14 protein-coding genes are annotated in these 22,641 nt (G+C 41.6%); 10 read left to right on the plus strand and 4 right to left on the minus strand.

Annotated elements, in window-relative coordinates; all coding sequences use genetic code 11:
* Positions 1–179: 179 nt before the first annotated feature.
* The 5 genes from RMX98_RS24890 (at position 180) to RMX98_RS24910 (ending at position 8,863) form a co-directional block, all read left to right on the plus strand.
* The gene (locus tag RMX98_RS24890; protein WP_322675937.1) at positions 180–1,235 is read left to right on the plus strand and encodes a serine hydrolase; all 1,056 of its coding nucleotides are present in this window, start codon (positions 180–182) and stop codon (positions 1,233–1,235) included.
* 2,677 nt (positions 1,236–3,912) lie between these two features.
* Entirely contained in the window at positions 3,913–5,142 is a 1,230-nt protein-coding gene (locus tag RMX98_RS24895) for a sedoheptulose 7-phosphate cyclase (RefSeq protein WP_322675938.1), read from the plus strand.
* Between the two features lie 108 nt (positions 5,143–5,250).
* Positions 5,251–6,084 (plus strand): O-methyltransferase, encoded by an 834-nt coding sequence (locus tag RMX98_RS24900; RefSeq protein ID WP_322675939.1) that lies wholly within the window; start codon positions 5,251–5,253, stop codon positions 6,082–6,084.
* 59 nt (positions 6,085–6,143) lie between these two features.
* On the plus strand, positions 6,144–7,541 hold the full coding sequence (locus tag RMX98_RS24905; protein WP_322675940.1) for an ATP-grasp domain-containing protein: 1,398 nt from the start codon (positions 6,144–6,146) through the stop codon (positions 7,539–7,541).
* A 269-nt stretch (positions 7,542–7,810) separates the two neighbouring features.
* Positions 7,811–8,863 (plus strand): D-alanine--D-alanine ligase, encoded by a 1,053-nt coding sequence (locus RMX98_RS24910; RefSeq protein WP_322675941.1) that lies wholly within the window; start codon positions 7,811–7,813, stop codon positions 8,861–8,863.
* A 308-nt stretch (positions 8,864–9,171) separates the two neighbouring features.
* Here the strand turns inward: RMX98_RS24910 and RMX98_RS24915 are convergent, their stop codons facing one another.
* Entirely contained in the window at positions 9,172–10,377 is a 1,206-nt protein-coding gene (locus RMX98_RS24915) for a glutathione S-transferase family protein (RefSeq protein WP_322675942.1), read from the minus strand.
* 429 nt (positions 10,378–10,806) lie between these two features.
* Here RMX98_RS24915 and RMX98_RS24920 point away from each other — a divergent pair, with 429 nt between their 5' ends.
* The 5 genes from RMX98_RS24920 (at position 10,807) to RMX98_RS24940 (ending at position 15,147) form a co-directional block, all read left to right on the plus strand.
* The gene (locus RMX98_RS24920) at positions 10,807–12,165 is read left to right on the plus strand and encodes a Rieske 2Fe-2S domain-containing protein (protein WP_322675943.1); all 1,359 of its coding nucleotides are present in this window, start codon (positions 10,807–10,809) and stop codon (positions 12,163–12,165) included.
* A gap of 171 nt (positions 12,166–12,336) precedes the next feature.
* Complete coding sequence (locus RMX98_RS24925; protein ID WP_322675944.1) at positions 12,337–12,675, plus strand: hypothetical protein; 339 nt, start codon at positions 12,337–12,339, stop codon at positions 12,673–12,675.
* Positions 12,676–12,940: 265 nt separating this feature from the next.
* Positions 12,941–13,123 (plus strand): hypothetical protein, encoded by a 183-nt coding sequence (locus tag RMX98_RS24930; RefSeq protein ID WP_322675945.1) that lies wholly within the window; start codon positions 12,941–12,943, stop codon positions 13,121–13,123.
* A 364-nt stretch (positions 13,124–13,487) separates the two neighbouring features.
* The gene (locus RMX98_RS24935) at positions 13,488–14,411 is read left to right on the plus strand and encodes a polysaccharide deacetylase family protein (RefSeq protein ID WP_322675946.1); all 924 of its coding nucleotides are present in this window, start codon (positions 13,488–13,490) and stop codon (positions 14,409–14,411) included.
* Between the two features lie 520 nt (positions 14,412–14,931).
* Complete coding sequence (locus RMX98_RS24940) at positions 14,932–15,147, plus strand: hypothetical protein (RefSeq protein WP_409881809.1); 216 nt, start codon at positions 14,932–14,934, stop codon at positions 15,145–15,147.
* On the opposite strand, the gene RMX98_RS24945 is transcribed toward RMX98_RS24940, so the two are convergent.
* The 3 genes from RMX98_RS24945 to RMX98_RS24955 all read right to left on the minus strand — a co-directional run bounded on the left by RMX98_RS24945 (position 15,144) and on the right by RMX98_RS24955 (position 22,425).
* Complete coding sequence (locus RMX98_RS24945) at positions 15,144–20,543, minus strand: translocation/assembly module TamB domain-containing protein (RefSeq protein ID WP_322675948.1); 5,400 nt, start codon at positions 20,541–20,543, stop codon at positions 15,144–15,146. The genes RMX98_RS24940 and RMX98_RS24945 overlap by 4 nt on opposite strands.
* An 868-nt stretch (positions 20,544–21,411) precedes the next feature.
* Positions 21,412–21,591: a hypothetical protein gene (locus RMX98_RS24950; RefSeq protein ID WP_322675949.1), complete on the minus strand. Its 180-nt coding sequence runs from the start codon at positions 21,589–21,591 to the stop codon at positions 21,412–21,414.
* A 636-nt stretch (positions 21,592–22,227) separates the two neighbouring features.
* Positions 22,228–22,425: a hypothetical protein gene (locus tag RMX98_RS24955; protein WP_322675950.1), complete on the minus strand. Its 198-nt coding sequence runs from the start codon at positions 22,423–22,425 to the stop codon at positions 22,228–22,230.
* Between the last annotated feature and the right edge of the window lie 216 nt (positions 22,426–22,641).

Below are 22,641 nucleotides of genomic sequence, written 5' to 3' on the forward strand. Positions count from 1 at the left end.
AATCTTTAATAAAAATTTTAAATTAATGACAATTATTGAGCTACTGAATAGACAAAAAATCAATGACGATCTTGACATAGTAAACAAATATAATTATGATTTTGGCAGATTCGAGTTATACTGCATAACTTGCTCAAGAAAATTGTCTAAGTAAATTAAGTTCTCCCGGAAACAAATCAATGAAATTACGCTGGCTTTTATTACCTATTATTAGTAATTTTTTACTTACATCGCCCAGCTTGGCAGCAACATTAAAATCTCAAAAAATTGACTCGAATGATAATCATCCGTCAACAATAGAGCAGAAGCATTTATTAGCTAATTTTCAAAGTGCATTACCTGTAAAAAAAAGTTTGATTCCTCAACTCAATCAACCAGAAATTTTTAGCAATACAAATGATACTTCTTTATTTGGTGGAATTATACCATTAGGGAAAGAAATACCAGACCTAAAGTCTCAAGTCAAAGCATTAATGGCTCATTACAGTTTTCTCAAACCTGGGATGTTTTTCTTAGATATAGAAACAGGTAATTATTTGAACATTGATGGTGAGAAAGTATTTCCCGCAGCTAGTACCATTAAATACCCGATTTTAATTGCTTTATATGAACAAGTAGATGCTGGAAAAATCAAACTTGATGAAAAGCTAGTAATGCGGCGTAACTTAGTAGCAAGTGGTTCGGGTGATTTGCAGTATAAATCACCAGGAATCAAGCTGAGTGTCAGAGAAACTATTAACAAAATGATTACAATCAGTGATAACACTGCAACTAATATGATTATCGACCGTTTAGGTGGAAAAGCAAAACTCAATCAGCGTTTCCGCACTTGGGGATTAAAAAACACAGTAATTCGCAATATGTTAGGAGACTTTAAAGGCACTAATACCACTAGTCCAGCAGATTTAGTGCGTTTGTCAGCCTTAGTTGACCAACATAAATTGATTTCAGAAGATAGTTATTTCCAAGCTTTAGATATCTTGCGTCATTGTCATAATAATAAGTTGCTAGCTGCTGGTGTAGGTAAAGGTGGAACTATTGCTCATAAAACTGGAGATATTGGATTTTTGGTTGGGGATGCAGGGATTATTCAAATGCCTAATGGTAAGCATTATTTAGCAGGAATTTTTGTCATCAGACCCCATGACGATGAGCGAGGAAGGGAATTTGTACGTCAAGTTTCTCGGCTAGTCTATCAGTACCTTGAGCAACCAAAACTATCCCAGAAGTATTGATTTTAAAAACTGCTGGTATCGCCTTAGTTGACTGACAAAGGACAAATTAAACACTCTTTACTTAGGGATTTTTATCTGCTGTTGCTTGGTCTTTAAAGCAGATATCGGGCTTGGTTTGGTCATAATTGGGTGATTTGGCGACATATATGTTATACATAAATAGTAGTTGTTTTGTCCTTCTCGGTTATGGGGCAAACAGTCTTAACTTGCAATACAATACCACATCTTATTTTTGGTAACAACCAAAGTAATGAATTGTGGTATTGCTTAGTCAAAACGCATTTAATGCCCAAAATATCTGAGATTTTTTAGTAATTCAAGTAATTTTCTTTGTTTCTACTTGACCATAGAGAGCGAACGCTCATAATCCAAATAAACTCAGATAGTTAGCTATATGAAAAGCTTCAATGGGCAAATTTATATTAACAGCATTTAATTACATTTGCTTGACAAAGTTATTACAAAGTTGTGACGAAATGTCTTCAATGCAAACTCCACTTCCAGTAACTTGTCTAATATAGGAATCTGGTTTGATTACTGAAATCACTTGGCTTAGTAGGCAATAGGCACTCTTACAATAGGCAAGAGGATTTTAGAAGATTAAGGTGTACCGAATTTTTTTCAAAAATCAAATATGAGTCCTATATTACTTTGCTTTGATTGTGCTTAAAGCTACGCCTTGGTAATAATGCCCTAAAATTTGCAGATAGTTTACTCCTCTTTTGGCTAAATTGAGCGTGAACAACGTAAGCGCCGAGAACGGCAACGTAGACAATAGACATCTTGCAAAAGTAACAAATGCCATGATGTCGGGGAAAGGTTAAAGGGAAAAGGGGAAATTTCATCCCTTTCCTCACAAATGCCAAGAAGTCTCATATAGGACTCATATTTGATTGCGTGGAAAAAACTCAGTACACTTTTATTCCTTCTTCTCAGTTCCCAGTGATGCACTGAGTTTCGACACTTCGACTCCCTTCTCTACGAGAGGCTGCACTTCTCTACGAGACGCTCCGCGAACGACTACGCTCAGTGACCACGCCAACGCCTTCGCTCAGGGCAAGCCGCTCAGTGCATCGCTACGCGGTAATCGAGCGACTTGCACTGAGTTTCGACACTTCGACTACGCTCAGTGCATCGCTACGTGGTAATCGAGCGACTTGCACTGAGCCTAGTCGAAGTGAGTCGAGATTCAACTACCGCGCAGTCGTTGTGTCTCCGGTTTTCACTCCTTAATTCAGGAATCAAATCGGATTACTATATGAAAAACGTGAATGGCGCTTGAAACATGAGCATGACCATCGCTAATAAATCAGTTTAGAAATTAGCACTTAATAAAGTAGAGCAGCAACTTTCCTTCTCTTGTGGCATCAGAGGAAACCTTCAATACTCTCTCTGTTCGCGATCGCCCACGGCATTGGTCGAAGGACTGTCGTCAACTCAGGCGCAATTTATCTCGTTACCTACGCGAAGAGAGGCAACGAGATCAATTGCTGTTTCAGCCCTTAGATATAGTATAAAATATCTATCTTTAGACATAGTTTTTTAAGAATTCCTCTTTAGCCAGTACACTTCGCATGGTGGATTGACTTAAATATATTTACAGATGTTATGATTTGTATTAATGTAATGTAATGATTTGTGTTGTTTTTTTAAGTTACTAACTAGTAACACAATAGTCATTTTAAGCTTTTTTAGCTTAAAGTACGACTAAAAAAGCAATTTAAGCAAATTTAGAAACTTTTAGCACACACAACTGCTCCTTAATAAATGTAAATTTTTGTTACTAGTAGCTCAGATATATTTAGAATCTGAATTTTCAGAAGTTACTGAGATAAGTGTGTTAATTTTTAGTAAAAAATTTTACAAATTCAAAGAGGTACTCTCCGGTTGTTCTGAATAGAATCAAGTGAAATCATGTTCGTTTTTAGCTATTTTAGGGTTTGAGACTGATGCAAAAAACAGGGAGCGGAGGATTAATCATGTCTGTAATCTCAAATGTCAGCCTGGAGATAGACAAAGGATAGACAATATGAGTAGTTTACTAAGAGAAGAGTTTTGCAAAGTCTAACATTCGTAAATTTGCTTGCAATATCCAAACATAGTGAACTTAAGAAAGATTCAGATAAACTTCCTAAAATTCCACTGGAATTCTGAACCAAATAGAATGTAGCGAGTTTAATAATACAAGGTTTGATGCTAATGTTAAAAAACAGCGAACTAACAATTAATCAGGGTTCTAATCTCAAATTAAAGCTTGCAGATAAACGATATAATCAGTTTTATAGGCTAGAATTCTTGCAGAATCACACAGTTGGAAAACCATTAGATTTAAACATAGTGGAATAAATCTCAATTCAGATGAATTTCCCAAATCAAAAGTCAAGAATCCACAGAAATCAGGCAAGTATTATGCCAATAGATTACTAGTGGAGCAATTTGACTTGTTTGAGGTTATACCAAATTAAAGGTTAACCCATCTACAGAATTTACTCAAATGAATGGTGTTGTTTAAAAACATTGCCAATCAGTAATAAGCATTAGCTTTTATTGAAAGCTAATTTTGTCTTGTCTTTTATCTGAAAAGGTAAAGAGCATAGTTCTTTGCTGGCAGACATTAGGGTAAATCGCAATTATTACCGAAATCTCACAATTTTGTAATTGGAATAAGGGCAACACAATGAATAAGGTTCAAGCATCATTTGAAGCTACAGAAACTGCGTTTCACGTGCAAGGTTACGAAAAAATCGATTTTAGTCTTGTCTACGTAAACGGTGCATTTGATATTGAAAACAGAGAAATTGCAGATAGCTATGCAAAATTTGGTCGCTGTCTGACTGTAATTGATGCCAATGTTCATGAACTTTATGGCGATCAAATCAGGTCATATTTTAGACACTATGACATTGAACTGACAGTATTTCCGATCATCATTACAGAGCCAGCTAAAACCCTGGCAACCTTTGAAAAAATTGTTGACGCTTTTTCGGACTTCGGCTTAGTTCGTAAAGAACCAGTCTTAGTTGTCGGTGGTGGTCTAGTTACTGATGTGGCTGGGTTTGCTTGCGCTTCTTACCGTCGCAAGAGCAACTATATCCGCATTCCTACCACATTGATTGGTTTGATCGATGCAGGTGTAGCGATTAAGGTAGCAGTTAATCATCGCAAGTTGAAAAATCGCTTGGGAGCATATCATGCACCTTTGAAAGTGATCTTGGATTTCTCATTCTTGAAAACTTTGCCAACAGCTCAAGTTCGTAATGGGATGGCAGAGTTAGTGAAAATTGCTGTAGTTTCTAACTCGGAAGTCTTTGAACTGCTATACGAATATGGCGAAGAACTGCTTTCCACTCACTTTGGACACGTGAATGCGACACCGGAAATTAAAGAGATTGCCCATAAAGTCAACTACGAAGCAATCAAAACCATGTTGGAGTTAGAGACTCCTAACTTGCATGAACTAGACCTCGATCGCGTCATTGCCTACGGTCACACATGGAGTCCTACCCTAGAATTAGCACCTCAGATACCCCTGTATCATGGTCATGCGGTCAATATAGATATGGCCTTGTCTGCAACCATTGCAGCACAACGCGGCTATATCACCACAGGAGAGCGCGATCGCATTCTAGACTTGATGAGTCGTATCGGTTTATCACTCGATCATCCTCTACTAGATGGGGATTTGCTCTGGGATGCTACCCAGTCTATCAGCTTGACACGAGATGGCAAACTACGTGCAGCTATGCCTTGTCCGATTGGTGAGTGCTTCTTTGCCAACGATCTGACTCGTGAAGAACTTGATGCAGCCCTAGCTGAACACAAACGTCTTTGTGCTAAATATCCTCGTGGCGGAGAAGGGGTTGACGCATACATTGAAAGTCAAAAAGGCAAGCTAGTAGGGGTGTGAAGATATGACCGAAAACGACTCATGATACAAGCCCCTAAATTTATTTACGGGGATCAATCATTAATTTTGAATTTTGAATTTTGAATTTTGAATTCGGAGCGAAGCGACGTGACGAGTGTTTTAGGGCGAGAAACAGCTAGACCGATAACGCCACACAGTATCTTAGTAGCCCAGCTACAGCAAACCCTCAAATTAGCCCAAGAGAAGAACATTCCCGTAGAGATATTAGATTCTTTACAGCAGGGAGTTCAACTAGCGGCGGGTTTAGATCCTTACTTGGATGATTACACCACTCCAGAATCGAGCGCATTGACGGCATTAGCGCAAAAAACAAGCATTGAAGACTGGAGCAAACGCTTCAGCGATGGTGAAACAGTCCGCCAACTAGAGCAGGAGATGCTCTCAGGACATCTGGAAGGACAGACATTGAAAATGTTTGTTCATATCACCAAAGCAAAGCGCGTTCTAGAAGTAGGAATGTTCACAGGGTATTCAGCCTTAGCAATGGCAGAAGCATTACCAAGTGACGGGCAACTTATCGGTTGCGAAGTAGATCCTTATGTTGCTGAATTTGCTCAAGCTTGTTTTAATGAGTCTCCCCACGGCGACAAAATCGTTGTGGAAGTAGCACCTGCTCTAGAAACACTCCACAAGCTGGCTGCTAGAAAAGAAGTATTCGATCTGATTTTCATTGATGCCGATAAAAAAGAGTATGTAGATTACTTCGAGATCATTTTGGATAGTAACTTACTGACTCCTGACGGGTTAATCTGTGTAGATAACACTTTGTTGCAGGGACAAGTTTACCTACCACCCGAACAACGCACCGCCAACGGTGAAGCGATCGCTCAGTTCAATCGCGTTGTCGCCGCCGATCCTCGTGTGGAACAAGTTCTGTTACCCATCAGAGATGGTGTAACTCTGATTAGACGCGTGGCGTAACAAAGTTTGTAGAGACGTTGTATTGCAACGTCTCTACAATAAACACAAAGGAAAGACTTATGGCACAATCAATTTCTTTATCTCTGCCTCAATCTTCAACGTCATCAACAGGTGTTAGCGTAAAGCTAGTAGCTCTATTCAAGACTCTCGGTACTCTGACATTATTACTAATAGCTTTGCCGTTCAATGCTTTGATAGTATTGGTGTCTTTGCTGTGGGACATTGTGAGTTCGCCGTTTACGAAAAAAGCTGTCGTAGCTGCTCATCCTCAAACTATCTTGGTAAGTGGAGCCAAGATGACTAAAGCATTGCAACTTGCTCGCTCTTTCCATGCCGCAGGACACAGAGTTATTTTGATTGAAGGTCACAAATACTGGTTGTCTGGTCATAGATTCTCAAAAGCGGTGAGTCGTTTTTATACAGTTCCGGCTCCGCAATCAGACCCAGAAGGCTATATCCAGGCGCTAGTAGAAATCGTCAAGCAAGAAAAGGTTGACGTTTATGTACCTGTATGCAGTCCTGTGGCTAGCTATTATGACTCTTTAGCAAAGCCTGCATTATCAGAATACTGCGAAGTTTTCCACTTCGATCCAGATATAACCAAGATGTTGGATGATAAATTTGCCTTTACCGATCGGGCGCGATCGCTTGGTTTATCTGTCCCCAAATCGTTTAAAATCACCGATCCTCAACAAGTTATTAATTTTGATTTTAGTCAAGAAACCCGCAAATATATTCTAAAAAGTATTGATTACGACTCCGTTCGCCGCTTAAATTTAACCAAACTTCCCTGCGACACTCCAGAAGAGACAGCAGCTTTTGTCAATAGTTTACCCATCAGTCCAGAAAAACCTTGGATTATGCAAGAGTTTATTCCGGGTATTGAATTATGCACACATAGTACAGTACGCGATGGGGAATTAAGATTGCATTGCTGTTCAAACTCTTCTGCGTTTCAAATCAACTATGAAAATGTCGAAAATCCCCAAATCCGTGAATGGGTGCAACACTTCGTCAAGAGTTTGGCTTTAACTGGGCAAGTTTCTTTCGACTTTATCCAAGCCCAAGACGGTACTGTTTACGCCATTGAATGCAATCCCCGTACCCATTCGGCAATTACAATGTTCTACAATCACCCCGGTGTTGCAGATGCCTATCTTGGTAAAACTCCCCTAGCTGCACCTCTGGAACCCCTAGCAAGTAGCAAGCCGACTTACTTCCTATATCACGAAATCTGGCGACTAACTGGTATTCGTTCTTGGAAACAATTGCAAACATCGGTTAATACTTTAGTGCGGGGCACTGATGCCATTTACAGTCTTGATGACCCTATACCATTTTTGACTTTGCATCATTGGCAAATTCCTTTACTTTTGCTGAAGAATCTGCAACAACTCAAAGGATGGGTAAAAATCGACTTCAACATTGGCAAACTAGTGGAATTAGATGGCGATTAAATAATTCGTAATACTTCGGCTTCGCGGTAGTTGAATCTCGACTCACAACGACTGCGCTCAGTGCAAGTCGCTCGATTACCGCGTAGCGATGCACTGAGCTTGTCGAAGTGTCGAAACTCAGTACAAGTTCGTAATTCGTAATTGAAGAAGAATTTAGTAGATCATAGCCCCCTCTTCGCTTGCGGGGAGGGGGTTGGGGGTGGGGTTATTATAGCCCACTCAACTAAGAATCACTATATAAATTTTAACAATACATAGGACAATAAATCATGCCAGTACTTCGTATTCTTCATTTAGTTGGGTCTGCATACAATGATTTTTACTGTGATTTGTCACGCCTTTATGCCCAAGACTGTCTCGCGGCAACGGCAGATCGATCGCAATATGATTTTCAGATTGCATATATCACACCCGATCGCCAATGGCGATTTCCTCCCTCACTCAGCCCGGAAGATATTGCTGATACTAAACTGATGACTCTGTTTGAAGCCATAGAGTTTATAACAGCGCAAAACATTGACCTCGTGTTACCGCAAATGTTTTGTATTCCTGGAATGACTCACTACCGCGCCCTATTTGACCTGTTGAAGATCCCTTATGTCGGCAATACTTCAGAGATCATGGCGATCGCAGCGCACAAAGGCAGAACCAAAGCAATTGTTGAAGCAGCAGGGGTAAAAGTGCCTCGTGGAGAACTGCTTCGCCAAGGAGACGTTCCGACAATTACACCTCCTGCGATCGTTAAACCTGTAAGTTCCGATAACTCTTTAGGGATAGCCTTAGTCAAAGATGTTAACGACTATGACACGGCTTTGAAGGAAGCATTTGAATATGCTTCGGAGGTGATCGTAGAAGAATTCATCGAACTCGGTCGAGAAGTCAGATGCGGCATCATTGTCAAAGATGGGGAACTAGTGGGTTTACCTCTTGAAGAGTATCTGTTAGACCCTGACTCCAAACCCATCCGCAACCATGCTGATAAACTCCAACAAACGGACGATGGCAACTTGCGTTTCGCCGCTAAGGATAATAAGAAGTCTTGGATTGTAGATCCTAACGATCCGATCACCCAAAAAGTTCAGCAAGTAGCTAAGAAGTGCCATCAGGCTTTGGGTTGTCGTCACTACAGTTTATTTGACTTTCGCATCGACCCAAAGGGAGAACCTTGGTTTTTAGAAGCCGGGTTGTATTGTTCTTTTGCCCCCAAAAGTGTGATTTCCTCTATGGCGAAAGTGGCGGGAATCCCTCTAAATGAGTTATTGATCACAGCTATCAATGAAACTTTGGGTAGTAATCAAAAGGTGTTGCAGAATTGCTCGTGAATTTATCAAAAAATAGACCACGTAGTAGGGGCGCAATACCGTTTCACTTTAAGATTGAAAATAGGCAGCAGGGGAGCATACTTCGACTACGCGGAAATCGATCGACTTGCACTGAGCGCAGTCGTTGTGAGTCGAGATTCAGTAACCGGGGGAGCAGGGGGCAGGGGAAAGAATTAGAGATTGATTATTTGTATCAGACATTTCGTGAAATGTTACAAGACCTTGCGCCCGTACGACAGGTGTGGTTCAAATAGATGAATGCTGTAACTGTTAGAGTCGCGCGATCTGCCAGAATAAGTGCGGTAATCCTACTTGATGACAAAGTTAGACGGGTCTTGATCTCGTCGATGCTTAGTGGGAATGGGGGCTGGCTGCCCATCACCTGCAAGGGCTGCGGTTTTTTCCAGGGATTCTCTCAATCGCTTGGCTGCGTAGATGGACATGTCTCGTGGTACATTAATGCGATCGCGTAAATATCGGAGAGCGACATCAGATCCCAATGGAGGTACACAGTCTTTACCTGTCATCATGTGGGTTAAAGCACAACGTAAGGCTCGATCAAACAATTTATCATCTAAGGGGTTGACTCGGATAATATTGATTCGGTGTTCGATAGTTCGTTGAAGAGCTTCCATGCGGGAGTTTTCGGGTTCTGGATAAGTAACATCTGGTAGCCCAAACCAGGGGCCGTTATCCACCCGTGCTTTATTGAGAAACGTCTGGGTTTCGCCGTTTTCCCAACAGCCCCCCATTTGGGGCGGCAAATCATGTACGTGGGTATGAAAGTCGCTCTGGGTACCACGGTAGGTTGGTCGGCTTTCCATTGCCGCAAACCATGCGCTCAAGCGAGGGTTTTCCTCCCGCAGTGAGTAGCCCTTGTAATAGTAAAGGCTCGCATTCATCCGTTCAAGATATGGCGTAAAAATGACATCGACGATGCCGAAGCTATCTAGAAAGTAAGGGCTTGGGGTGCTACCCAGAGCTGACTCGACCCTAGCCACCACTCCGATAAATTGTTCTCGATTGCGTTGTTCTTGTTGAGACGAACCTGCTCTAGAGCATAGCCAAACGCACCAGGCTCTAAATAAAAGTCGTTCTAATTGACGTAGAGGAAGCACCCTGTGGTCTTCCATCCCTTGGCTCAATGGAGCAAAAACCTTTTCCAAAGCGATCAAAATGTCATCGCTTTCCTTAATAATCCGTCCATCTAGCTCGATTGCGGGGAGCATTCCTGATGGTACTTTACGTTTGTACCAACTTTCTTTCTCCCCATAGCAGAACATTGTCACTTTTTCAATCCGATATGGGATCTGTTTTTCCTCTAGCCATAACCAAACTTTTTGACAGTAAGGACACCAGGCGTGGTTATCGCGGTACAGCGTTACCCGCACATCAGATTCCGCCTGACCAAACAAGCGCAACCTGGCTTTAGCATTAGTGAGACCATTAACGGTATCTATTTGATAATCCGTAAGGGTTTCTAGTTCTTCCCAGCTTAAGGGCGCGGTAGTCATAGGGGGAGTTGCGTAGCGCAATACTTAGGACAATCCTATACTTTACAATATTTTCAATCACACTGATGATAGTTTCAGCTTGCTAGAGGAAAAGTTGCTGCTAATATCCATCCAAAGAATAAAACATTACCGATGGCATAGCTCCAATATTTGTTAAATAAGCTAAAGTAAATAAAAAATAGCCACAAGTATAGGGAATAAAGGCAGTAAAACATAAATAAACTCAAGATTTTGTAACAAGTAAAGTACTAAAATAAAACCTCCGATTAAGGCTGCACTTTGTCGTAGCCACCACAATTTCTCCACTCTTGAAATGTACGGAGTTTTTTCAAAAATCAAATAGGAGTCCTATAGCATTGCATCTGAATGAAAACCCTATAAGAATTTGCTAATACAAAGGTATAAAATTATATAAACCTGGAGAAAACCATGTCATTAGAAACAGAGACACTACAGGCGACACCAACAACTTCTACCTTTGAGAAACTTGAGGAGAAGCAAGAATTTAACTGGAGGCAATGCTGGTATCCCGTCACCTTTGTACAAGACTTACCTGCCAACCGCCCTCATAGCTTTTCCTTGTACGATGAACCTTTGGTTTTATTCAAAAACCAAGATGGACAATTTATCTGTTTAGCAGATCGTTGTTCTCACCGTACAGCCAAACTTTCTGAAGGACAAATTATTGACGGCAAAATTGAGTGTTTATATCACGGTTGGCAGTTTGGCAGTGATGGCCAATGTCTGCACATTCCCCAATTACCAACAGATGCAAAAATTCCAGTCAATGCTTGCATACCATCCTTTAAAGTTGTGGAACGCCAAGGCATGATTTGGGTATGGGCTGGTGAAAAAGAAACTGCTGTTGATGAAAATATCCCAATTCTGCCAGATTTAGATAAGCCAGGATTCGTGTGTGCAGACTTTATATTGGATCTGCCTTATGACCAAACATATCTAGTAGAGAACGTCATAGATCCGGCACATGTTGCTATTAGCCATCATGGCACTAGAGGGGGTAGTAATCGGAAAAATGCCCAACCGCTAGAAATGGAAGTGCTAGAGAGTTCGGTTCAGGGAATTAAAGGCAGATGGCGGGGAATTAACAAAACAAATGAAACGTGGAAGTATATTGATTTTGTTGTTCCAAGTCTTGTGCTGAACACTACTTATATTGAAAAACGAGATTGGACATTTGGACTAGCTTTGTATTCAATTCCTTTAGGTAAAGGGCGGTGTCGTCTTTTAGCTAGAGGTTATCGTAATTTCATGACTTGGGGAGTCAAGCTAAGGCCGCGCTGGCTCGATCACTTAAATACAAACAAAATATTGGAGCAAGATTTACCTCTTCTGGCGGGACAACAGGCAGAAATTGAGCGTTTGGGAAAAAGCCTTAAAGAATTATATTTGCCACTGAAAACATCGGACACATTAGTGATTGAATACCGCAAGTGGCTAGATAAGTTTGGGTCATCTTTACCTTTTTATCACGGCTATGCGACAGTGAAAAATGTTGAAAATGGCGAGTTGAATTCAAAGCCAATTTTGCTAGACAGATTTTCGCGACACACACTTATTTGTAATTCTTGCAATCGGGCTTATAAAGTTACAAATAGTGTTAAGCAAGGTTGTATAGGGGTAGCGATCGCTTTAGCTGCTGTAGCAATACTTGCAGATGATTCTAGAATCAGAATAGCAACAATATCAGTTTCCATCGCAGCAATCATAATTTCTGTTATGGCTCATAGACTCAAAACTCACTTTGAGCATTCCTATACTCGTCACTAAAAAGGTACTGGGGATTGGGGGCTGGAATCGGAATTCTTGGCAACACTTAATCCCTAATCCATAATCTCAATCATAATGAAGTTATCAACTCTGCGCTAAAGTAAAAATATTGGGATAAAAATCTCTGGCAGTAAGTTCAATACACCACTAATCTTTACCACTGCGGCGATCATGTCTCAAGAACATAACGAATTACTCCAACTTCAGGAGATCACCAAGCTCAAACCGAAACACTTTGCTGATTTAGTCAGATCGGCACAATTGGTTTTCGACCCTACAGCCGGAGTTTCGGGAAGAAATATCACAGTTGACTGGGAACAATTCGGGATTCCCCATGATGTGGCGGACAATCTCAAATCACTTGGTCAGGAATATCAATATGCATCTCCTCACATCCCTGTTGAAGACATTTGGAGTAAATTAACTCCAGAAACTCGTATTTGGTTCGTTGAAAATAAAGATCGGTTGTGGCAGTTTGAAGAAGCTTTCCCAGCCCTTGACGAGGATTAAACGGCTGAAGCATTGAAAGGAATACAAATTTTTGTAGAGGCACAGCATTGCTTACTGGTGTCAACTTAAGCAATAAAAACCATCAGATGTCAATACGGTTCGGATAAGCATTTTTCATTTTCTTTGTGGTCTGGGGAAAGGGTAAGGGGTAAAGGGTAAAGGATGTATTCAAAACCTTTCCCCTTTTCCCTTTCCCCTTTAACCGAACCGTATTGCATCAGATGTAATCTAAGAACAACTTGATTGATGTTCTTAGAGATACATCATGGTGAGAAATCGTCCAGCTAGGAAACCTAGACCTGCGGCAGCAAAAATACTTACCAGTACCGCCAATAGAAAAAGAAGCTTTAAACTATTAAAGTTGCTTGAAAGCAAAGATCGGAATAAACTGCGATCGCAAGCGAATATTCACATTACTGCTTGCGAAGTCCTCGACTCTATTGCTTAAATACCCTCTAGCATTTCTCCAGGTTACGGTTATACTGCGATCGTTGCTGCCTCCATTGGTTAGCTAAATCCACTGAGTATTATTTTATCCAGCTTGCTAATTGCGGCGAATTAGTGCAGATTATATTGGGACATCCTTCAGCTTTAGCTGGAATGTTTCAAGGTATTTTATTCTTTTCTTTTTTCTTTTAGCACCAGATATATTAATTTACAATCGGCTACGAGTGAAGTAATAGGAACATCAGTGAGAAACCAATGCCCAATTCTTCTCTACGAGACGCTACGCGTTAGCGGAGCTTTCGCTTTAGCGATACGCTCAGTACAAGTGCCCAATGCCCAATAACTAATATTTGAGGAGATTTAATGTGTCCAATCGTAAATTATCTTTGTTACTCAAACTAATAATCGTTATATTTGTTACTGGTGCTAGTAGTTTAGGTATTAGTTTGCTTTTCACTACAAGCGGATTTGAGCATTTATTGGGAATTATAAAGCCAAAAAGCGAGAGTGGTAAAGCGAATCAGAACAAGCTGATGAGTGCAGATGCAGAGAACATCAGCCCAGCTACAGACCAAATGAATGAAGTGCCAAAGGCATTTCAGGGAGCAATCGTTTATCAAGCAAAACTCAAAGCAAACGAGAAAGTTATCGCCCTAACTTTTGATGATGGCCCGGGCCCCAAAAATACGGCACAGATTTTAGAAATTTTGAAGAAAAATGATATCAAAGCAACATTCTTCATGATTGGGCAAATGGTGAAGTATTTTCCCCAGGTTGCCAAGCAAGTGGCTGCTGATGGTCACGTAATTGGCAACCACACATGGCATCATTGGTATTTTAAAATGAATGGGGCGACTGCGGCTAGTGAAATTGATCGCACAGCAGACATCATTTACAAAACAACAGGAGTAAAAACTACTCTATTTCGCCCCCCTGGAGGCTTTCTGAATAATGGATTAGCCCAATATGCCAAAAACCAGAAGTACGCTGTCATGATGTGGTCTGAAGAATCGGGAGATGCAGAACGTCATTCGCCTCAAGTTCCAGGGCTGGTCAAAAATGTACTAAAGTATGCAAAACCCGGTGCAATTGTATTGATGCACGATGGAGGCGGCAACCGTTCCAAATCTGTCAAAGCTTTACCAGGAATGATCGCAGGTTTGAAAGCCCAAGGCTATCGATTTGTGACGATTCCCCAACTACTGGAAATACAAGCCCAAGAAGAAAATCTGGCAAAGGTAGCTTCACCTGCGATTACAAAGGATGAACCTCCAACCAATCATCAGTGATACGCTACGGGCAGCTACACCTCTAATTTTGACCGTACTAAATGAATTAGTGAGGGAAAATTGGGGGTGTTAAACCTGGACATTAATGGAATGATGCTGGTAGATACAGCAATTTTCATTTGCATGAAGTACAAAATTACGGGTTTTGAGGCAGGAGGCAGAAGGCAGAAGGCAGTTCGTGCTGGAGGGAAGAGGTAAACACTGTTTATATCTAATAAATCAGTCCTGAATTTTGTACCACACTTACTTGCAATCTGCTGTAATATTTAGGATTATTCATCAGTTGCGATCGCTCCCTTAAATATTTAGTACCATACTGAAAAACCTCAGCGATACTTTGCGCTTTCCTCTGCGTTCCTCTGCGTTTAAATAATCTAATCTCTCTACATATTTTTCAGATATTTAGACCACAAGCTGGGCGGGGAGTAGGGAGTTGTGTAATTCAATTACTTACTTGAAAAGCGGTGTATCTGAACTCTATTGCATTATAAATGCTGGTCATTGTACCCTTTGCGCTACGGTGGTGTACACAACTTTTTTAACCCGTTATGCCAATGCATCGGCTAACAATGCCATTGTATCGACTTGCTATGCCAATGCATCGACTAACAATGCCATTGTATCGACTTGCTATGCCAATGCATCGGCTAACAATGCCATTGCATCGACTTGCTATGCCAATGCATCGACTAACAATGCCATTGCATCGACTTGCCATGCCAATGCAGTAATCTAAAATCGGGTTTCATACTCAACTTGTAATTGATTTTCATCCCCTAAATTAGTTGAGCCTCGCATCAAAATTTCATCATTGACTCGATAAAGCACGTTATAACGGAAAGACTCATCGCTAGAAAGAGGGCGTGATAAAGAGGCAGAGAAATTTCTATTGATGTCAAATACACCCTCTGCTGATAAATTCAGAACTGAAGCTGTCGTTTTTTCATTATTAGTGGTTGGAGTGGGAAATATCCGAAATTCGCTGAAACCAATAGCCTGTCCGATCGCAGTGATAGTTCCTTGTAAACCACCTAAAATAGTGGAACTAGCGAAATTAGTCAGCCCTTGGCCTGCATCTGCTTGACCGAAAGAATTTAGAATCGAACCACCCAGCAAAGCAACTATTTCTCCCTTACTACGGCTAGGTTCACTCGTCAATTCCAGATTATCGCCCAATTTACTAGCTGGCCCGTTCACCCTGGCTTGAACGTTAACGCTACGTAAAGTCCCAAAGTTGTTTACAGAAACATCGCTGACTTCAGAAGATAATGGTGATTCCAAAGTTTGAGTGTTCCTTGCTGATGCTTCCGGTACAATTGCCGTCAGTCGGACATCCAAAGTAGGGTCAAGTCCTTGGCTTGGAATAAACCGGGCAGTTTGTTCATAGCCTCGCGCCAAGGTAAACTCAGTGGAAAATAAACTCAGTCGTCCTCCTGTTAAACGAATGACACCTTCAGGAAGCGGTTTGGCTAATGTACCATTAATAGTCAAGTCGCCTGTTGCGTCAAACCTCAATAGGGGCTGACTTAATGCTGCTCCTCCTGGTACAAAGCTGAGTAAGGATTGAGTTGTAACCCGAATATCTTTGCCTAAAATCAACTTTAAATCTGCAAACTCTACAGGTAAATTGGGTGGAGTTGCAGCGCTAGTACTTGCATCTGCTGTCGCCACGGGGTTAGTGCTTCCGTCCACTGTAGCTACTGGGTTAGGGTTATTCTCTGCTGTCGGTGTGACGTTAGGGTTAACCTGTTGTCTATCTAGATTTATGACCTTAGTGTTAGCCTCTGCTGTAGTTGCTGATTTTTTAGCAGTAGTAGTCGAGTTGCCAATAATTACCTGACCATCACTCAGTTGAATCTCTCCACCAATTACAGGTTTTAACGCTGTTCCCCGAATCACGATATCGCCGCCTACACCACCTTCATACAGTCCTGCAAGCTTAAAATTGAGTTTGTCTGCTATTGATACGGTGAGGGGATTCGCTGCGGCTTGTTGAGAATCAAAAATCGGCAGGATGCCTGATGCAGTTACTTGCCCTTGATTGTAATTACCTTGGATTTTTTCAACACTTACAGTACTACCATTAAATAGCGCTGTTCCTGTGACATTTGTTAGGGGATCAGATAAGGCTTGAGCGCGAAAAGTTGCATTATTAAGTGTGGCATTTCCATTAATAATTGGTTCGTTTAAAGTACCTTGAACGTTTAAATCTACTTTTCCTTGACCGTCTACCCAAGCAACTTGATTGTTAGTAAACACGTTTAACAGTGCCAATCCTTCATTTTGCACATTGGCGTTGATGCTAATTTGATTGCTATCTGGCTGCACTTTGGCAAAAGGCAAAGGAGCAGGTACGCTACCTGTAATTGCGACTGGCTGTGTTCCTGTCACTAACAAAGTACTGTCAAAATTCAAGCGAGCATTGTTGTAATCAAAGTTCACCTGTCCTGTTTGCACAGGTTGTTTGTTGAGAGTTGCATTTGCTAATGCCACTTGCCCCTGCAATCTGGGATCTTGTAAACTACCTGCTAAGTTGGCATTAGCATTTACATTACCAGTGATATCTATGGGATATTTTTCGATAAAAGGTTGTAAAAGCGATAGAGGTAGACTTGCTACATTCAACTTTCCAGATAGTTGCTCAGTTCCTAACTGTCCTGAAAATGCCACTAGTCCTTGATTTATCCCAATACTCAAGGGCGAAAGTGTGACGATGCCATCAGCAAAAGTGCCTTGAGCAACGACTTGATTTATGGAATAATTACCCCATTGCCAGTTTGCACCTTGAAAATTAAAGCCAGCATTCAATCCAGATTTTAACGAGCCATTTGCTGTAATTGCTCCGCTTAAAGCACCTGTTAATTCTGCAAGGCTGGGCAAAGATGGGGTTTTTTTGGTTTCTACTTGTCGTTCTTTGGCGATCGCTGTTGTAATATTCGAGAAATATGCTAACTGTGTTTTCAAATCGGCATCGGGCAAACTGATAGACTCAGTTGGAAGTGCTTCTGCTCCAGCTAACTTCGGAGGCTGTAACCCAGTACTCAGGTCTTTAAAGTCGAAGATATTAAACGCTTGTAAAAGTCTCTGGATTTTGGCTTCGGCAAAATTAGCTTGGAATTGAAATTGCGGGTCATTCCCTGTTTGCACATTACCACTGAGAGCGATGTTGCTATCGCCAATCCGCAATTGACCATTAGCCAAGCTCGCAGTACCATCAGCATAATTGATGCTGCCACGAAATTCATCTGCTGCAACTCTGGCAACACGAGGCCCTGCGATCGCCACATCTCCCGCAATGGCATAATTATTCAAATTGACAACTAAATTGCCCGATAATTGCCCCCCCAGAGGTTTCAATTGATTGTTGGGTAAAAAGCCGCCAACCAGAGCGATGGGAAACTGTTGGGCGTTGATGAGCAAGTTATCTCCCTCAGTTCTACCTGTAGTAACTGCCTCATCGCGTTTAACTAAAAATGAAGTGGGACGATAATCTGCACCCAAGTTAAGCGCAATTCGATCTTGTTTCCCAGCTAATCGCAGACTTCCTCCTTGTCCCCCTTGAAAATTTACATTTCCGGTTAAAAGTCGGTCAAACGCCAAGTTACTCACATTGAAATTCCGCAGCCGGATATTGCCATTCGCTTGCGGGACATCTGGAGTTCCTGTAACTTTTCCATTAAAATCCAGTCGCCCTGCTATTGCTACGTCCCCAGGAACTTTAAAGCCAGTATTTTGTAAGTTGAAATTTTGCGCCAGTACATTTAAATCAAATCTGGCAATTTCGGGTGCGCCAGTTGGTGGAGATTGAATTGTGATCGCACCATTAGCACTAAATCCTGCGGTACTTGCATTTTGAACGATAATCTGCTGTCCATTCCACTGAAATTGAGCGGTGAGCGGTTTTGCCAGCTGCGCTACTCCTTGGGGAAGGCTGATTTGTCCAGCAGCGCGAATATCTGCAAGCTGGAAAGATTGGGTTGTGCCTGCTAACTGAATATTGCTATTCAGCCGTCCTCGCAGTTGTGGTGAGAAACGGCTGAGTTGAATTTGAGAAGTGTTGACAACTCCTTGCCAGCGTTGTTGTGCAAGTTGACCCGTAGCTCTAATTGTCCCACCTGCGACGTTTACAACCGCATCGGGGAAAACGATATTTTCTCCTTGTTTGGTAACAACAACTCGTCCGGTGGTGGGATAGGTGGCACTAGGCGCTTGTACCCGCGCGACTGTTTGCAGATTGCTCAAAGTGCCGGAAATATCGGCATTTGCCGAGACATTCCCAATAGTGATGGAGGGTGAGGAATTGTAGGCTTTGGCGATCGCATCTCCTGGTATATTTTTTGCTTGTACATTCAACGCCACCCTACCTTGAGGTGCAAGCTGAACTCGTCCGCTAGCTGTGACTTGCCCTCCCACATCTGGATTTGCTTGAACACGAGTAACGTTGACGTTTAACGGTGTACCCAGATAACCCGAAACTTTAGCGTTCGCAGATATACCACCAACATTAATTGGAGTTGAAATGCCGTAACCTTGAGCGATCGCATTTCCGGGGATACCTTGAGCTTGAATATTTACGCCTACCTGACCTTGGGGAGCCAGTTGAATTTGACCATTGGCTGTGATTTTTCCGCCGGCTGGCGGCGTTATCTGAACATTAGAAATGTCAAGGTTCAACGGCTGTTTGCTAAGTGAGCCAGAAATTTGGGCTTTTGCTGAAACATTGCCAACTGCGATCGGTAGAGTAACGCCATAGCTGCGTGCTAGTATATCTCCTGATATACCATCAGCTTGAGCATTAAATATTACATTATTTTTTGCTCCCAAATTAGCTTGACCGCCACCTATAATTTGACCACCAGCTGCGGGGACTATTTTCAAATTGGAGACGGCAAGTTGAGATGCCGTTTGAGAGGCATTCAAGCGAAAATCAGTATTAATGGTTTTAAATTGAACGCGGTCAACTTGAATCGGTTTTGTGTTGCTTAATGAACCGCTAAGGACAGGTTGTTTGAGTGCGCCTAGTACTTTAATATTTGCTTGAACTTCGCCACTAGCTGGAACTGACGATTTTACATTCAATGTATCTAAAATATTTTTCGCACTAACGGGTTTTATTTGAGCAGAGACATTAAAACCTGTTTGAGTATTAATTGTTCCATTAGCGAAAATGGGAACTTTACCAATATTGGTACTTAGATTATCTAAAGCAACTGTCTGACCCTGAAATAGAAATCTGCCATTAAAATTAGAAATCTGCTGAGGAATATTTGGAATTTTAGCAGTGACTTGATTCGCTGTAGCTGTTCCCGTAATCGCTATATCTGATAGTTTGGGGGGAATCTGCACCCCTAAATCAGCATTTAAATACCCCGCTTGCAGAGCGATCGGTAACTGAATTAATCGAGCGATCTCAGATGCTTGTAAATTTTGTGTTTGTAGCTGGAGGTTAGTTTGTTGAGCTTTCAGTTGGGTTTCGCCAGCAATTTTAACAGCCCCTCCCCTAGTGAGTTGAGCATTAATGTCATAACCAATTCTTTGATTTTGATCGGAAAATCGGGCAACACCACCAACTTGATCTAATATGACTGAGCCTTTTGGCTTAGTTGGCGCAGCGAATGGCATTAACTCGACATCGCCATCTTGAATTTGAAGTGTTTGCAACTCAGTTTGAATAAAGCCTTGTCCTTCCCCAGCCTTAACTTGCGCTGTCACCCAACGACCATCTTTATCCTGTTGAATGTAGACATTGGGCTGAACTAAAGTGACATTTAAAGCCAGTTTTCGGTTAAGGATAAGTTGCAACGGCGAGAACTGCACATCTAAGGCTTTTGCTACCACCTGGTCTTGATCGGTGGGAGTTGCTGGTATTGATAGAGAGCTAAATCTCAAACTAGAAAGCGAAAAACCTTCAACTTTCCCTACTTTTACTGGACGACCAAGCAATTGCTCAAGATTCTGCTGCACTAACGGTGCTAAATCTTTATATACATAGTTTCTAGCCCACCAAGCACCAAATGCAATTCCAACTAGCAAAACCACACCGAGAGCCAAACTGGTACGTCCTAAAAGCAGGAGCCACAGACGAGGATTAGATGGTTCCTGATTATTTCCTGAATTTGGAGAGTGCGTCATTATCGTTACAGTACTTTTATCTGGAATGAGCCGAGGGACAGGCTATTAGCAGTTGTATGAGCCAGTCACAAATTATTACCCGACATTAGATTTTCTCGGCTTTAAATTTGGAGATTTGATTTAGAGTTTTAATTAGCACTTCCTCAATCAGGGCAGCAATTAGAGCTATTCTCTGCTTCACCTTTTGAAAGTCTATAGTCATCCAAATAGTTGTCTGACAAATCTTACCTCCTTTCTGTTAGGCAAAGTAGATGATTAGTATGTCTTTTCTCACAAGAGATATATTGCGAGCAACTATCTTTTGTACCAAGAATTGATATCTTAAGATAGATTTTATTGGCTTACAGCCATTTTCAGCTAAATAAACTACGCCTTAGGGGCGCAAGGTCTTGCGCCCCTACGACAGATGTGGCTCAAATAGATAAAAACTGCTGTAAGGATTATTTCTCAAAGGTTAGATAATAAACCATTGAATATTAAACTACTCCATGAGAACTCTTGTATATACAACGCTGGTTAGAAAATTCAACCCTGTATAATCTTACCAAGTAGTGATGACTTTGTTATGGTAACTACCCATGTACTTCAGTCAACGACACCTACTTTATGGAAACTGAAGAAGTCGCAGATGTAGCATTATTTCTAGCTTCGCATCAATTGCGTGCCATTTATGGGCAAGCAATGAATGTTTACGGTGGGGTTAATTACCGTCTCTTAAGAGAAAGAAACTGATGATCTAGGTAAAATGGGACATCCATTATTATTTAACGGGAGTTCGATGAACCTCTCCCTCCCAGCCTCCCTCTGGGAAATCCAAAGGGAGGAGCAACGAAAAATTCAGCTTTTTGCTCCCCTCTTCGTGTCGGAGTTACGGTGTACACATCAGTCTCTTGATCTGCACCTTTGTTGCATCAAGCCGCACATTTGATGCATCGCCCTGCACCTTTGTTGCATTGCCCTGCACCTTTGTTACATTGAGCCGCACCTTTGTTGCATCGCCTTGCACCTTCGTTGCATAGACCTGTATCTTGGTTGCATCGCTCTGCACCTTTGTTGTATCGATCTACAAAGAATTAATCTACCCTACGTTATACCGTTTCACTTTAAGATTGATACAAATAGGCAGCAGGGGAGCATACTTCGACTACGCGGAAATCGAGCGACTTGCACTGAGTTTCGACACAACGACAAGCTCAGTGCATGGCTTGGCGGTAATCGAGCGAAGTCGAGATTCAACTACCGCGCAGTCGTTGTGAGTCGAGATTCAACTACCGGGGGAGCAGGGGGCAGGGGGAAAGAATTAGAGATTGATTATTTGTATCAGACATTTCGTGAAATGTTATTACACAGCAACTTTAAAAGACTTGTGTGTATACTGTAGCTGCGTCGGAGAGGGATCTGGGGAGAGGTCAAACAAGACTTGTCGAACTCACGTTTATTTAGTTAAGTGCAATCTGCGCCTAAATACTTACAAAATATCCGTGAAGAAAGCTTAGGTTTAGGCAAAATTATCAAATAATTTATCAAATTAAATTTGATAGTCTGGATGTGCAATTAGACATCAACACATCGGCAATTTATCAGCAACAGCTGCATAATCTGAGAAAAAAATTAATCACAATATTCCCAACTTCTTAGAGAAGCTGGGAATCATAGTTTTTTGATTACTCTTTTGCCAACCCAATCAATCATCAGTTGGATCGTCAATCATTTCTGGTACTAAAGCTGGGTTACTTTTACGTTCTTCTGGTGATTGCTCCCGAATAACATCGTCTATTCTTGCAGGGTGTCTGATTTTATCCAGTACCTCTGGATCTAGTTGCGATGGATCACCTTCTGGACTCGATTTTTCTGCTTGACTAGGAACTGTTTCCTTATTCATCACTATTTCCCCAAACTTATACGCCAAGGTTAAGTTCTTTTGTGGTCAGCTTCACACTATCTGGAGACTTAATTTCACACAGCAATAAGTAAAAAAAAGCGACGCCGATAGCGTTCGCGTAGCGTCTCGTAGAGAAGCGTTAGCGAGTCTTGCCTGCGCGATCAAGCGTTGTAGGGCGTTGGAGACATGGCCCCTTGTAGACCAAAAATGATTAAA

It is taken from the genome of Nostoc sp. DedQUE02 (assembly GCF_034531035.1).
Classification (GTDB): domain Bacteria; phylum Cyanobacteriota; class Cyanobacteriia; order Cyanobacteriales; family Nostocaceae; genus Nostoc.